Source organism: Blautia massiliensis (ex Durand et al. 2017) (genome assembly GCF_051861785.1).
GTDB classification, from domain to species: domain Bacteria; phylum Bacillota; class Clostridia; order Lachnospirales; family Lachnospiraceae; genus Blautia_A; species Blautia_A luti_A.
Genome location: NZ_CP146725.1, coordinates 3,852,926 through 3,866,447, shown reverse-complemented (window position 1 = coordinate 3,866,447; position 13,522 = coordinate 3,852,926). Strand labels below are relative to the sequence as shown.

Annotated in this window: 14 protein-coding genes; 1 reads left to right on the top strand and 13 read right to left on the bottom strand. The window is 46.8% G+C overall.

Translation table 11 applies throughout. The annotated features are described in order from the left end of the window. Positions 1-51: 51 nt before the first annotated feature. Entirely contained in the window at positions 52-783 is a 732-nt protein-coding gene (locus V9W66_RS18255; RefSeq protein ID WP_021650531.1) for an ABC transporter permease, read from the top strand. 89 nt (positions 784-872) lie between these two features. Here V9W66_RS18255 and V9W66_RS18250 read toward each other — a convergent pair whose 3' ends face one another. From V9W66_RS18250 to V9W66_RS18190, 13 genes are all read right to left on the bottom strand, one after another. After that, entirely contained in the window at positions 873-3,932 is a 3,060-nt protein-coding gene (locus V9W66_RS18250) for a hypothetical protein (RefSeq protein ID WP_144093204.1), read from the bottom strand. Between the two features lie 112 nt (positions 3,933-4,044). Continuing rightward, complete coding sequence (locus V9W66_RS18245; protein ID WP_144100477.1) at positions 4,045-5,295, bottom strand: glutamate-5-semialdehyde dehydrogenase; 1,251 nt, start codon at positions 5,293-5,295, stop codon at positions 4,045-4,047. A gap of 43 nt (positions 5,296-5,338) precedes the next feature. Further along, positions 5,339-5,899: a 5-formyltetrahydrofolate cyclo-ligase gene (locus tag V9W66_RS18240; RefSeq protein WP_144093206.1), complete on the bottom strand. Its 561-nt coding sequence runs from the start codon at positions 5,897-5,899 to the stop codon at positions 5,339-5,341. Continuing rightward, on the bottom strand, positions 5,877-6,098 hold the full coding sequence (locus V9W66_RS18235; RefSeq protein WP_044960849.1) for a DUF896 domain-containing protein: 222 nt from the start codon (positions 6,096-6,098) through the stop codon (positions 5,877-5,879). Before V9W66_RS18235 ends, V9W66_RS18240 begins: the two co-directional genes overlap by 23 nt. A gap of 16 nt (positions 6,099-6,114) precedes the next feature. Next, complete coding sequence (gene proB, locus V9W66_RS18230; protein ID WP_144093208.1) at positions 6,115-6,978, bottom strand: glutamate 5-kinase; 864 nt, start codon at positions 6,976-6,978, stop codon at positions 6,115-6,117. A gap of 34 nt (positions 6,979-7,012) precedes the next feature. Then, a complete protein-coding gene (locus tag V9W66_RS18225) occupies positions 7,013-8,062 on the bottom strand; it encodes a DUF3048 domain-containing protein (RefSeq protein ID WP_021650536.1) in 1,050 nt (349 codons plus the stop codon). A 63-nt stretch (positions 8,063-8,125) separates the two neighbouring features. After that, a complete protein-coding gene (ybeY, locus tag V9W66_RS18220; protein WP_015524845.1) occupies positions 8,126-8,620 on the bottom strand; it encodes an rRNA maturation RNase YbeY in 495 nt (164 codons plus the stop codon). Continuing rightward, positions 8,617-9,642 (bottom strand): PhoH family protein, encoded by a 1,026-nt coding sequence (locus tag V9W66_RS18215; RefSeq protein ID WP_144093210.1) that lies wholly within the window; start codon positions 9,640-9,642, stop codon positions 8,617-8,619. The genes ybeY and V9W66_RS18215 overlap by 4 nt, the downstream gene beginning before the upstream one ends. Continuing rightward, positions 9,635-10,840 carry a sporulation protein YqfD gene (locus V9W66_RS18210; RefSeq protein WP_144093212.1) on the bottom strand — a complete coding sequence of 402 codons (1,206 nt, stop codon included), beginning with the start codon at positions 10,838-10,840 and terminating at the stop codon, positions 9,635-9,637. The genes V9W66_RS18215 and V9W66_RS18210 overlap by 8 nt, the downstream gene beginning before the upstream one ends. Beyond that, positions 10,840-11,103: a YabP/YqfC family sporulation protein gene (locus V9W66_RS18205; RefSeq protein ID WP_144093214.1), complete on the bottom strand. Its 264-nt coding sequence runs from the start codon at positions 11,101-11,103 to the stop codon at positions 10,840-10,842. Before V9W66_RS18205 ends, V9W66_RS18210 begins: the two co-directional genes overlap by 1 nt. Positions 11,104-11,187: 84 nt before the next feature. Continuing rightward, positions 11,188-11,733, bottom strand: a complete 546-nt coding sequence (locus V9W66_RS18200) for a DUF2284 domain-containing protein (RefSeq protein WP_015524841.1) — start codon at positions 11,731-11,733, stop codon at positions 11,188-11,190. Then, entirely contained in the window at positions 11,730-12,692 is a 963-nt protein-coding gene (locus V9W66_RS18195; RefSeq protein WP_144093216.1) for a tRNA dihydrouridine synthase, read from the bottom strand. The genes V9W66_RS18200 and V9W66_RS18195 overlap by 4 nt, the downstream gene beginning before the upstream one ends. Next, entirely contained in the window at positions 12,689-13,480 is a 792-nt protein-coding gene (locus V9W66_RS18190) for an NYN domain-containing protein (RefSeq protein ID WP_144093218.1), read from the bottom strand. Before V9W66_RS18190 ends, V9W66_RS18195 begins: the two co-directional genes overlap by 4 nt. Positions 13,481-13,522 lie beyond the last annotated feature (42 nt).

Below are 13,522 nucleotides of genomic sequence, written 5' to 3'. Positions count from 1 at the left end.
GGCGTCAGCCACAGTTATCTTATAATTTAACAGAATGGACGATGAATTATCATGGGAATACTTACTATTTTATGGGAAAAATGGGTGGAGTTCCGAAGGGATTTCTATAAGATTACGCTGGCGGCCATGATCGCGCCGCTGATGTATCTGATCGTTTTTGGAATGGGGATCCAGACCTCCTCACATGGAGAGCCTTATCTGAATTTCCTGATCCCGGGTGTGGTTTCACTGACTACAATGAACGGAAGCTTTAATGCTATCGCACAGAATCTGAATGTGCAGCGTCTTTATGAGAAAGCCTTTGATCAGGTTATGATATCTCCGACACCTCTATGGCAGTTTATTGCCGGACAGATCATCGGAGGCAGTCTCCGTGGGCTTTATGCAGGAGGGATCATCCTTCTTCTGACCATGCCGATCGGAACCGGTCTTGTGTTCAACGGATGGTCATTGCTGGTGATGTTCCTCAACGGTGCCGTATTTTCAGCCATCGGTGTTGTGGTGTCTTTCCTTGCAAAAAACCATGCGGATGTACCTCGTTTTTCCAATTATATCATTATGCCAATGGCTTTTTTGTGCAACACCTTCTTCTCTACAGAGAAGATCCCGGGCTTTCTTGGGAATTTTGTAGCTGCTCTTCCACTGTCACAGACCAGTCATCTGATCCGTACCATTGCTTCCGGCGGTGGAGTCAATTACCTCAGTGTCCTGATCCTGACAGTCTATCTAATTGCATTCAGCATTGCAGCTTCCTGGTTTATCTATAAGAAAAAAAATCTGTAAATTTATCTTTACAAAAAAATCACCGGCTTTCCTGTTCTTTCGGAAAACCGGTGTTTTTTATTTCTTATACTATTCTGGCTATTGTGCGTTTAGATGTCCTTTTTTCTTCTTCTCACGATCACATATCCACCTGCAAGAAGAGATGCCACTGCCAGTGCGGACATGGTTCCAATCGGTGAGTTATCGGCTGTTGATACTGCATTCTTAGATCTGGTTCCGTTGCCTCCGTTGGAGGATGTTGCAGATGCCGCTCCTGTTATGGTTGCATCCGGATCAGAACCTGTCTGGCCGCCGGTACCGTATGTACCGTCTGCTCCCGGAGTTCCGGTAGGTGTCAGTTTTGCAGATCTGAACTGATATACTGCGGATTCAATGGTGTCTGTCTTCTGCCACTGACCACCCGTGTAGATGTATTTCTGGAAGAATACGTACAGGTTGTATGTAGCGTCTTTGTTGATTCCCTTGCCGGAACCAATCTTCCATGCTGTATGAATCTGGCTCTGGGTTGGGTTTGCAGCTGTACTCCAGTAAACCGGAACCCATTTCACATCACCCTCATTTGGATCCTGATTGGTTGTTCCAGCACCAATTACAGTAAATGGATAGAACTGATTCGGATAGAACTGAATTGCCTCATCCAGTCCCTGTACTATGCTCTCTTTTACATTTGGGATGTATGCATCCGGTGTGTCAGTCGGAGTTGGATCTGCAACTTTCGGTCTGGAATCTTCTTTAAATGCTATTTTCAATGGATTCGTCAAAACACCATTCTTATCTTTGATCTGGATATAAAGATCAATTGGATTATCAGAATCTAAATCCTCAAGACCGATATTAAATTTCTTATCAGCAGTAAATGTTGTCTGTTTTCCGGTAGATGTAAGATCTTTCGGAGTGGCAGACGTGCCATCACTGTTACGAGAAACCCATTTATAATAACAGGTACCGCTCTTATTCGAAATAAGAGTAACATTCGCAGATGTATGGTTGATCCATGAAAATCCAACCCATCTGACATTTGCCGGACGCTTAGCTTCATCCAATGCAATCTTCTTTGGTGTACTTACAGTTCCGTCAGTTCCTTTGATGCTCACATAAACATCAATTGCATTGTTTGCATCCAAATCTTTCAAACTGATCGTGAAATCCTTATTTGCAGAAACATTTTTTCCCGTGCTCATTTTATCAACTGTCGGAGCTTTGGAACCACGATTTACCCATTTATAATAGTACACACCAGCTTTATCAGAACGCATAGTTACAGTAGCAGATGTATGACCTTTCCATTTGTAGCTTACGTTGGAAATCTTCGCAGGTGTTTTCGCTGTTTCTTTCAAAGTAACAGTTGCAATCTTTGTTACTGCTGACTCTGATCCATCTTTCGCTACTACCTGCACATAGAGATCAATCGCATCACCTTTCAGGTTTTTCAGATCAATCTTAAAATCTTTGTTTTCAGTGATCTCAATCTTGCTGTCTTTAGTTGTGCTAATGGAAGGTTTATCCGCTCCCTTTGCCACCCATTTATAATAGCATGTACCACTCTTATCGGACTGAAGAACTACTTCTGCAGTTGTTGCAGTTTTTCTCTTTGCGCTGATTTTAGTAACCTTTGGTGCTACCGGTTTCGGATTGTCTGGATTCTGTGCCTGGGTTACTGCAATCTCCTTCTTTACACCTTCACCAACAATGTTGTTACCACTTTCACTTTCTTTTACCCATACATAAAGGTCAATAGTCTTGTCTGTGACGTTGGTAAGTTTCAGGGAAGTGGTTTCTCCTGCCTTAACCATTCCACCTTCTGTAGCTGTCTCGATGGTCGGAGCTTCCGCACCTTTTGCAACATATTTATAGTAATATGTACCTGCTTTATCAGATGTGAAGGTTACAGAAACTGTATTTGCTTCTTTACTCGTAGCATTATCAATATTAACCGTTGGTCTGTTAGAAACAAGCTGACCTGTAGCTGTATTTATTCCATAACTCTGGTCGCCCTCATAGCTCATCGCATTAACTGCTTTTTCAAATGCAGTTGCATCTAAAGATTCAGGTTTCTGGAAAACTGTATAGTCAACTGCCGGATTCTCTACGGAATATCCAATATTCTGGTTCTCAAATGCACCGGCAATGATGATACTTCCAGCACTCTGATCCTGATGTCCCAATACGATATTGGATTTTACGCTCTTTTCTGCGCTTGTATAGTTCTCGATGATCTTTGGTTCGTCATCAGACGCACCCTCACCTTTTTTAAGTGAAACTGTACCTGTGCTGTAAACAGCTCCACCTGCAGATACGTTGTCTTTGATCTCTCCACCGGTAATAATAAGCTTACCACTGTTCCTTATTGCCGCACCTGCAGATGTGGATGAATTATTAGCAAGAGTAACACCTGTAGTCATTACAAATTTTGCATTTGCATCTACAGAAATAATAGAACCCTCTGCCTGTGTTCCATCAGCTTTAGCTCCATCGATAAGAAGTTTACCAATTGTTGTGGTGCCATCTCCGTCATTCTTGGTCATGGACAAAATACTACCAGGGTTTACTTTAAACATATCACCGGTTACTGCTCCACGGCTGACTGTGGTTTCGCTTCCCTGCGCACTGAAAATTGCAATATTCTTATTCTCAGGAACCGTAATTGGCTCTGTAAGAGCAAAAGATTCACTGATCAGGATCTTATAAGAAGAAGCATAAAGATTCTCTTCCGTATCATCAATAGAACCTGTAAAATCCGGAGCCCCTTTAATCGCATTCTTAAGATCTTCTGCTGTCTTTACAACGGCATTTGCTGCTTCTGCAGTTGTTTCCGTCTGCTCCTGCTGCGCCTCTTCCGCCTGAGCCTGGGCTGCTGCCTGGGCCTCTGCTTCCGCCTGGGTCTGGGCTGCTGCCTGTGCTTCTGCCTCTGCCTGGGCCTGGGCTGCTGCCTCTGCCTGAGCCTGAGCCGCTGCCTGGGCGTCGGCTTCACTCTGGGACTGGTCATCCACAGTTGCTCCGTCATCTGGTGTTTCTGTATTCTCGTCTGCAGTCGGTGCTTCGGCCTCTGTTACCGCTCCGGTATCTTCAGCGGCAAACGCTGCGGCAGGTGCCATTCCAACAGTCATGGAACCTGCAAGCAGGACTGCAAAAAGCTGCTTTTTTTTCATTTATAAGTCCTCCTGTTATGAGTTAGTCTGTTTAAATCCAATTATAAAAAAGTATAGCACAACACTTCAAAAAAGTAAAGCGGACCAAAGAATCCGCTTTACTGTATCTGTCTTACGGACGTACCTGTCCATTACCATAAATGATATACTTGGTGGTGGTCAGTGCAAGGAGTCCCATTGGGCCTCTGACATGGAGCTTCTGGGTACTGATCCCGATCTCCGCACCGAATCCAAACTCATTTCCATCGGTGAATCTGGTAGAAGCGTTCACATAAACTGCCGCTGCATCTACCTCATCCAGGAATTTCTGGGCATGGGTATAATCATTGGTAATGATGGCCTCCGAATGCTTTGTATTATATTTATTGATATGTGCAATGGCTTCCTCCACGGAATCCACTACCTTTACAGAAAGGATATAGTCAAGATATTCGGTTCCCCAGTCCTCTTCTGTTGCAGGAACTGCTCCCGGCATCAGAGCCTTTGCCGCTTCATCTGCACGGACCTCCACATGCTTCTCCTTAAGGCGTCCGGCCAGTAACGGCAGGAAATCGTCTTTCACCTTACGGTTTACAAGAAGGGATTCGCATGCATTGCATACGCCCACACGCTGGGTCTTTGCATTGATCACAATATCCGCTGCCATCTGAAGATCTGCAGTCTCGTCCACATAGATATGGCAGTTTCCGGTTCCGGTCTCGATGACAGGGATCGTACTCTGGTTTACCACTGCTTTGATCAGTCCTCTTCCGCCACGTGGGATCAGTACATCCACATACCGGTTCAGCTTCATAAATTCCGCAGCCGTTTCTCTGGAGGTATCCTGGATCAGCTGGATGGCATCCTCGGTAATGCCGCAGGCTTTTAATGCCTCACGGATACAGCTGACAATGGCAGTATTGGAATGGATCGCGTCGCTTCCACCCTTCAGGATCACGACATTTCCGGTTTTGAAGCAGAGACCGAATGCATCTGAGGTAACATTGGGACGCGCTTCGTAAATGATGCCGATCACACCTAATGGAACACGTTTCTGTCCAATCAGAAGTCCGTTGGGACGTTTTTTCATACCGGTAACTTCCCCGATGGGATCTTCAAGACCGGTAAGCTGACGAAGTCCGTCTGCCATTCCTTCGATCCTCTCCGGTGTCAGCATCAGACGGTCGATCAGTCCTTCCGGCATCTGATTCTTTTTGCCGTTTTCCACATCCAGGGCATTGGCCTTCAGGATCTCATCGGTATGAGCGACAAGAGCCTTTGCCACAGCTTCCAGGGTTTTATTTTTGTCATTTGTGGAAAGATTTCGAAGGACTGTCTCCGCATCTTTCGCATTCTGTCCCAGTTTTTCAAGCATTACATTCATTTCCAAATATTCCTGCCTTTCTTTCTGTCTTTACAGCAATATCTTACTGTGCATCGCGGTATATATTCTCTTCCGTCACAATGACCTGCGGACGGATATCCGTAGGCTCTGTGGGAACCTCCGGAAGTATCTGGAAGGAAAATCCTACTGCAACGCGGCAGACCTCCGGATGTTTTTCCAGAAAGCGGTCATAAAAACCGCCGCCATAGCCTACCCGGTTGCAATTCACGTCAAAAGCCACCCCGGGCATGACCATCATGGCTTCTTCCCAGGAAACCGTTTCTCCGTCTTCCTTTGGCTCAGGGATCCCGAAGTAGCCGGATTCCAGCTGACTGAAATCGGTCAGTCTGTAAAATACCATATCCTTTCCGAAAACCTTTGGCACTGCCACTTCCTTGCTGTCTTTCCAGGCCTGCTCGATGATGTAGCGTGTGATCACTTCATGGTTATAATCTGCGTATGCCATGATCCGTTCTGCATTCCGGTATTCCGGAAGCTGTGTCAGGGCCTCTGTAATCCGGAGACTGTTTTCCCGGATCCAGGCATCGGTATGTTCTTTTCTGGCTTTGAAGATCTTTTTTCTAATTTCCTTTTTTTCTTCCATATTTTTCTCCAAGATTGGTGATGCTGCCATCCTTTTCTTTGATATCGATATTATTCAGATGCGCACGAAGGTTCCCCTTCACTGCATCCAGATATTCTCTCCGAAGCTTCGCCTGTTCCACCTTTTCTTCCTCGGTAAGACCTACACTTTTCTGTTTATGTGCCAGCGCGTTGATCCTGTCGATCTTGATATTGTCCATCATAATGATACTCTCCTTAAAGCAGTTTTTCGATATAATCAATGAGGAAGAATTCTTCCTTCTTGTTTCCTACAAATAATGTTCCGCAGCTCCTGCCTTCCACGATCCTGTGGATGTTGTGGAAGTCATTTCCGTTGGCAATGACCATGTCCGCTCCTGCCGCAGTGGCGATGATCGCAGCGGTAAGCTTGGTCGCCATTCCCCCGGTACCGACATTGCTTCCTGTGGAGGATTTGCCAAGCTTACGCATATTGTCATCCATGTTTTCTACAATGTCGATAAACTGTGCATCCGGATTGGAATTGGGATCGTCTGTAAAAAGACCGTCAATATCGGACATGAGGATCAGAAGATCCGCATTGATCAGTGCAGCAACCACAGAAGAAAGGGTATCGTTGTCTCCGAATTTTACCAGGTTCTGGAATTCGTAGGAGGATACCGAGTCGTTCTCATTTACAATAGGGATCACCTTTTCTGCCAGAAGCTGCTGGAAGGTATTCTGGGCATTCCTGCGGTTGGTATTGTTGACCATGGTATTCTTGGTCATCAGGATCTGTGCCACCATCTGATTGTATTCCCCGAAAAGCTTCTGATAAATGGTCATCAGCCTGGCCTGTCCCACAGCTGCACAGGCCTGCTTTTTCTCAAGCTCTTCCGGCTTTCCCTTCATACCCAGTGCAGCTGCACCTACCGCAATGGCTCCGGAGGATACCAGCACTACGTCTTTCCCCTGGTTATGAAGGTCGCTGAGCTCTCTGGCCAGGATCTCCAGCTTACGGAGATCCAGTCTTCCTGTTTCTGCGTGGATCAGTGATGATGATCCGATCTTGATAACGATGCGTTTCTTGTCTTTCAGTCGTTCCCTGTAATCTGCGTTCATGTTTTTTGTTTCTCCTGATACCTGTATTTTAGTCTTACTGATAAGTAACGGAATCAATCCTGTCATTCTGTACGATCTCCACCCAGGTAGTACCCGGATTCAGGCGGATTTCCTGTTCATTTCCGTCGTAATAATGCGTGATCCCCCATGGAGAATCCTTCTCCCAGCGGATATCAATGGCTTTGCCTCTGGTAATAAACTTGCCCTCTCCGCCGGAAATGGCATCAATGTTCAGATAGCCGTTTCCATCGTAGGCCGGGCAGGATGAATACTGAAGGATGATATTGTCGCAGGTAAGCGGTTCATTATCCAGCTGATCCACATGTTCCTTGCCAAACTGGAATCTCTTATATTCCTTTGTCTCCTCATCGTATTCATACCAGGGATGATTGTCAGTAAAATTATCCAGCTTCACAAGGCTGGCTGTGATCCCATCCGGTACAGTCTCTGTACCATCTTCTGCAAAAAGATAATGTCCGGTATATTCTTCTTTATATTCCTGGCTGTATCCCATAGCATCTATGCCTGCCTGAAGGTGGCTGGCATCTGTATAGGCATTGTGAGGTGCCTTCCTGTCTGTTGTGCGGAAAAAAGCCAGCTTGCCGATCTGGATCCCGTTGAGGTTATCGATCACATGCTGCTCCAGATAAGGCAGTGCATAGGCAGCCTGTCCGTAGTGGGCATAGATCGCATTAAATTCGTTGGCATAAAAGAGATAATAGTCACGGCAGCTGCGAACGGAACCGATCCGTTCCAGCTCATCGTAATCTTCGAGAATGCCCATAAGACGGGTAATATTACCTTCCACCGGCGCTTCGTAAACAACACCGGCATGTCCGATCCCACTCTGGGGAGCTCCGACACTGTTGTTGCCCATCATCACGGCAACCGGTCTCCTCCGTCCAATGCTCTCCGGAACATTTTCGCCGGTAAGATAGCTCTTTACCTGGGTTTCTTCCTGCTTTTCCTCATTGGGGACAAAGCCTACCAGATCCTGCCCTGCTCCAAAAGCGGGAACAGTCTGGGCAATGCAGATGCATGCAGCTGTGATACCTGCCAGGATACCTGTCTTTTTCATTCTCATATATTACCTCCTTTTCTTAAAGCGGAAGGGTTTTCCGCTTAGCTTTTCCGTGGGACAGCCCGTCTAGCGGTTGATCCCCAGCTCCTTCAGTGCCGCTGCCTGCTTGGCTTCCATGACCTTTGCCTCATCCTCTGTCATATGATCATAGCCCAGAAGATGCAGCATACTGTGTGCCACCAGGAAACAGAATTCCCTTGTCACACTATGTCCGTATTCCTCTGCCTGGGCAAAAACCTTAGGCACGGAGATCATGATATCTCCAAGAAGGAGTTCATCACTGTCCAGATCAAAATAGGACTCATCTTCTTCCACAACGGAATAATCCGCCGGTGTCTCAAAGGGGATCATAGGAAATGACAGCACATCCGTAGGAGCCTGGATATTCCGGAATTCCGTATTTACCCTCTTGATCTCCTCGTTGTCTGTCAGGACAAGATTGACCTGTCCGTCATAGGGACATTTTTCCATTTCAAGAACCTTGTCCGCAACCTGGGATGCAAGGGCAGCATAGTCAATGCCTAACTCCTGATCTGTCTCATATTCGATATTTATGGTCATCTTCTGTACTCCTTATTTTTTACAGCATACCTGTCATCCTTCCTGGATTTGGCAGGCTTCTGTTTTTTTTCATAATCGTCATAGGCCTGTACGATCTGCTGTACAAGTGGATGACGTACAACATCCTTGCTGGTCAGCTCACAGAATCCGATGTCATCGATCTTCTTCAGCACCTTCATCGCCACATCCAGACCAGATGTGGCATCCCTGGGAAGGTCCTTCTGGGATGCATCTCCTGTGATGATCACCTTGGAACCGAAGCCGATCCTGGTCAGGAACATCTTCATCTGGGCAGGTGTGGTATTCTGTGCCTCATCCAGGATGATGAAGGCATTATCCAGTGTACGTCCTCTCATATAGGCAAGAGGTGCAACCTCGATGAGCCCCTTCTCCATGTTTTTTGCAAAGCTGTCTGCGCCCATGATCTGATACAATGCGTCATAAAGAGGACGCAGATAGGGATCGACCTTGCTCTGGAGATCGCCGGGAAGGAATCCAAGCTTCTCGCCTGCCTCAATGGCCGGTCTGGTAAGAATGATCCTGGAAACCTCCTCATTGCGAAAAGCAGTTACTGCCATAGCCATGGCAAGATAGGTTTTGCCGGTTCCGGCAGGTCCCACGCCGAACACGATCATCTTCTTACGGATCTGTTCCACATAGTCCTTCTGTCCGAGAGTCTTGGGCTTGATGGGTCTGCCCTGTATGGTATTACAGATAAAATCCTTGTCGATCTCCTCCATCACGGAGCCGATCTTCTCCATGGCAAGGGAAAGTGCGTAATTCACATTCTGCTGTGTGATGGTATTGCCTCTGCCCGCAAGTGTGTTCAGTTCCTCCACGATCGCCCTGGCCTGTGTGGCTCCCTCCTGGCTTCCCAGGATCTTAAGAGAACCGTCACGGAAGATCATGGTTACGTTCAGAGTACGTTCGATCAGCTTCAGATGCTCGTCAAACTGTCCGAAAATATTCGCCTGGCGGTCTGCCGGCACATCCACATATAATTCGATAATGCTGCTAGCCATCCTCTGGTGTCCTTTCTTCTGGCTGCGTCTTTTTTTCTGTGGGGGCTTCTCTTCCGGTCCGTTCAATGACGGTAAGAGTGCCTCTGCTGACGCAGTCCTGGTGATTTATTTCTATTTTAACATTATTTTCAGATATTTGAACCCCTTTTTCTATTAATTTTTCTTCATAGACATAAAGCCTTTGTATGGCCTGTTTTTTTGCGGCATCCTCTGTCAGCTGCTCTTTCTGTACTTCGTACTTCCCGATCGAAGCGATCCCTAGGGTAACAGGAGAACGAAAAATCCCGGTACGGAAAAGAGGTTCCCGGCTGACGAGGCGTTCCTCATTTTGTTTCAGAGGAGAGGAAAAGTCCAGAAACCAGTTTCCCAGCTGAAAAAAAAGCCTTGTTTTCTTTTTACCGGACCATACCTTTTTCTCTATGTCCAACGGAAAGGTATCGTAATAGGCAATGGTATGTCGGATGTAAATATCCGCATCTGCCTGAACATATGCATAGCGGATGACCTCCTGACTGTCATCGGTGATGTCCACGATCCCGGAAACCAGTTCCTGGCCTTTTTTTATTTCATCCCCGGCCCTGACAAGAGGAGTTCCCTGCCGTGTGACCATGGAATCGATCACACCGTCCAGGGTTGAAAACAGACTGCATGAGCTTTCTTCCGGCTCTGCTTTTTCTCCGGCAGTTCCCTCCCGGATCTCAAAACGCAGGCCCGTTCCCGAAAATCCGGCAGACACCCAGGTGATCTCCGGAAATTCTCTTCGCAGGGAAGCTGCAAGTGCACTGCAGCTGATCTTCTTTCTGGATACTCCGAAACAGACCCCCTGCTCTTTCAGAAAGCTCATCAGCTGGGGTGTGGGATTTAAAATATTTCCCCGGATCTCAACGTTCCATACTCTGCCTGACAGAAAAAAAAGGAGGCAGAAAACTGCCAGAAACCCCGCAGGGATCATTTTTCTTCTTTTACAGAAAAGCAGAAAAAACAAAGGTCCTCTTTTTTTCAGGATGTGGATATGTACCCCGGTTTTTCTCCGCAGTGGCGAGATCTGCAGAAAATCCGCCACCTTCATGGTGAGCTGAAGCTCCGTCTCACCGGTACGGATGATCCTTTTCAGATCCATTTCCCTGCCTCTGCACAGATTCACAAACCGCTGGCACTGCTGTCCCTTAACAGAAACCCGCACAAAACCTGGGATCATTACTTATTTCCCTCCTCCAGCGTGATGCTTTCGAGCTGCCCGCGGATACAAAGTTCAAGAGGTGTGTAGCAGGGGATCACAAGGTTTTTCCCACGGATCACAAGTCTGCCGGAGGAGGTGAGTACCAGGATCTCTTCCCTTGTATAGCTCTGGATATTCCGGTAATTTTCGATCACTGCCCGGCGTTTTCCCGTAAGTATCACCTGCACCTCCCGAAATGCCGGTTCCCCGGGAAGCTCCAGAAAAGCTGACATTTTTCTCATTAAAAAAATCCTCCGGCTTTTATCATTAATCTATGCCGGAGGATTTCTTCTTATGTATCTTTCGCTGTATCTGCTTTTTGTCTTTTATCTGCGGATCAGCACCATGGAAAACCAGAGAATGGTATTTCCACCCAGATTGTATTCCATAGCTTCCTTTTCTACGATCTCACTGACTACCACGCCATAGCTTTCCAGACATGGATGCATATGCTCCGGAAAACGGCATGGTTTTCCGTCCAGATAGGCACAGCGTTCACAGAAATCACAGGATTCCGTGGAAAGCGTAAAGGTCTCATAGCCCTCTCCCTCCAGAAAATCACGTACCTTCTCTGTCAGCGCTTCGTGTTCCATTCTTGTGGAAAGCATCTCCTTCATGTTCATGATATCCGATACCTCCGCAACGCTGGAAAAGAAAACTGCTTTCGGATAGCTCCGGATCTTCTTTTCGCATTCTGACAGCTCTCCCACTGCCGGAGGACAGGCCCAGGTGCTTCCATAACGTTCACATTCCTGTTTACAGATCGTACGCACACGTGACTGTACTTTAATATCCCCGGTATCCAGCACACGATACTCAAAAATGGGATACTGGGAAATAAACTCATCAAATTTTTCTTTTATACTGTTCATACCTTTAAGATCTCCTGTTCTCCAAAAAGGCTCATAACTGCTGCCTCATAGTCACCAAAATGCTGGGATTTTTTGATCTTTTTCAGATATCTGGCATAATTGGTAAAGCCCGGTGCCATATAACTCCACAATTCCTTCATGCGGAAAAGTACATTTCGTTCTCCCGAAAGATATTCCTGATAATCCCGGTAAAGACGGTCATGGAACTGCCGCAGCTTTTTCCGGTATTCTTCCCTGTGATCCTCTCCGTCTTCTTTTTGCATAATGGCATCCAGAAGATAGGGCCTTGCGATCAGGCCTCTTCCGTACATGACGCTGTCTGCATCCGGAAATTTCTCCCGGATTTCCTGATAAGCCTCCACTGAAAAAATATCCCCGTTATATCCCAGGGGAACCTTCAGCTTTTCCCTTGCCTCCTCATACAGTTCATATCTGGGAATCCCCTTATAATGATCCTTCAGAAGGCGTGGATGGATGATCAGCTCCTTCAGCGGATATCTGCTGTAGATCTCAAGAAGCCGTTCCCAGTCTTCCTCATAATCCGTTCCCACTCTCGTTTTTATGGAAATCTCCATCCCGGTCTTTTCGAAGATCTCATCCAGAAAACGTTCCAGCTTATCCGGCTCGCCCAGGAAACCGGCACCCTTTCCCTTGGCTGTGACAGTTCCTGAGGGGCATCCCAGATTGAGATTTACTTCCCTGTGTCCGTATTCATCCCGGAAGATATGGGCTGTTTTCACAAAATCCTCCGCATTGTTGGTCAGGATCTGGGGGATCACCGGAAGATCTCCGTTGGTTTCCGGTGATACCTCTTTGATCTCCTTGCTGCTGAGACGTTTATTGGGCTTGGCAGTGATGAAGGGCGTAAAGTATTTATCCACGGGATAAAAACAGTCATGATATGCATTCCGGTAAACCCAGTTGGTTACGCCCTCCATAGGTGCCAGATAATTCTTCATTGTTTATCCTCCTTCATCCGGAAATAGATCTGCTTTTTCCCTCCGCTTCCTGTGGGGATCCTGCCTGTCTCATAATTTCCCAGAGATTTGATAAAGGGGGTCAGCTTGGAATATCCGTAATTACGCACATCAAAATCCGGAAGTCGTTTCCCCAGCTGATCTCCCAGCTGTCCGGAGGAAAGCCATCCTTCTTCATCAGAAAATTTCTCGATGATGGCATTAATGGCCTTGCGTACCCGCTTGAGATCTTTGTTCTTCCTGGAGCCGGAGCTGCTCTGTTTGCTGCTGTTTCCGGATTTTTTAGCTTCTGCTGCAGTAGCCAGATCTTCCTTCTTCTCTTCCTCCTGCTGGTTGCGGTAGAGAAGATCCAGATATTTAAACTGGTTGCATGCGGAAATAAACGGCTTCGGCGTCTTCTCCTCTCCCATACCCAGGACCAGCATTCCGGATTCCCGGAGCCTTGCTGCCAGACGGGTGAAATCACTGTCCGAAGAAACAATACAATATCCATCCACATTTCCGGAATACAGAATATCCATGGCATCAATGATCATCGCCGAATCGGTGGCGTTTTTTCCGGTGGTATAGCTGTACTGCTGGATAGGAATGATGGAATCCTCCAGAAGAACCTTTTTCCAGGAGGAAAGCCGTGCACTGGTCCAGTCTCCATAGATCCGTTTGTAGGTGGCTATGCCGATGTTTGCCACTTCATCCACGATGATCTTGATGTATTTGTCTGATACATTATCTGCATCAATCAGTATTGCAATTCTTAATTCGTTGTCCATAAATCCAACCTTTTCTGTTTAATCTGTGCCCTCTCCGCTACG

What these genes read in the sequence shown, in the direction of transcription:
- V9W66_RS18255 (WP_021650531.1), top strand. Translation starts at nt 52, where the DNA reads ATGGGAATACTTACTATTTTATGGGAAAAATGGGTGGAGTTCCGAAGG.
- V9W66_RS18250 (WP_144093204.1), bottom strand. Translation starts at nt 3,932, where the DNA reads ATGAAAAAAAAGCAGCTTTTTGCAGTCCTGCTTGCAGGTTCCATGACT.
- V9W66_RS18245 (WP_144100477.1), bottom strand. Translation starts at nt 5,295, where the DNA reads ATGAATGTAATGCTTGAAAAACTGGGACAGAATGCGAAAGATGCGGAG.
- V9W66_RS18240 (WP_144093206.1), bottom strand. Translation starts at nt 5,899, where the DNA reads ATGGAAGAAAAAAAGGAAATTAGAAAAAAGATCTTCAAAGCCAGAAAA.
- V9W66_RS18235 (WP_044960849.1), bottom strand. Translation starts at nt 6,098, where the DNA reads ATGGACAATATCAAGATCGACAGGATCAACGCGCTGGCACATAAACAG.
- proB (WP_144093208.1), bottom strand. Translation starts at nt 6,978, where the DNA reads ATGAACGCAGATTACAGGGAACGACTGAAAGACAAGAAACGCATCGTT.
- V9W66_RS18225 (WP_021650536.1), bottom strand. Translation starts at nt 8,062, where the DNA reads ATGAGAATGAAAAAGACAGGTATCCTGGCAGGTATCACAGCTGCATGC.
- ybeY (WP_015524845.1), bottom strand. Translation starts at nt 8,620, where the DNA reads ATGACCATAAATATCGAATATGAGACAGATCAGGAGTTAGGCATTGAC.
- V9W66_RS18215 (WP_144093210.1), bottom strand. Translation starts at nt 9,642, where the DNA reads ATGGCTAGCAGCATTATCGAATTATATGTGGATGTGCCGGCAGACCGC.
- V9W66_RS18210 (WP_144093212.1), bottom strand. Translation starts at nt 10,840, where the DNA reads ATGATCCCAGGTTTTGTGCGGGTTTCTGTTAAGGGACAGCAGTGCCAG.
- V9W66_RS18205 (WP_144093214.1), bottom strand. Translation starts at nt 11,103, where the DNA reads ATGAGAAAAATGTCAGCTTTTCTGGAGCTTCCCGGGGAACCGGCATTT.
- V9W66_RS18200 (WP_015524841.1), bottom strand. Translation starts at nt 11,733, where the DNA reads ATGAACAGTATAAAAGAAAAATTTGATGAGTTTATTTCCCAGTATCCC.
- V9W66_RS18195 (WP_144093216.1), bottom strand. Translation starts at nt 12,692, where the DNA reads ATGAAGAATTATCTGGCACCTATGGAGGGCGTAACCAACTGGGTTTAC.
- V9W66_RS18190 (WP_144093218.1), bottom strand. Translation starts at nt 13,480, where the DNA reads ATGGACAACGAATTAAGAATTGCAATACTGATTGATGCAGATAATGTA.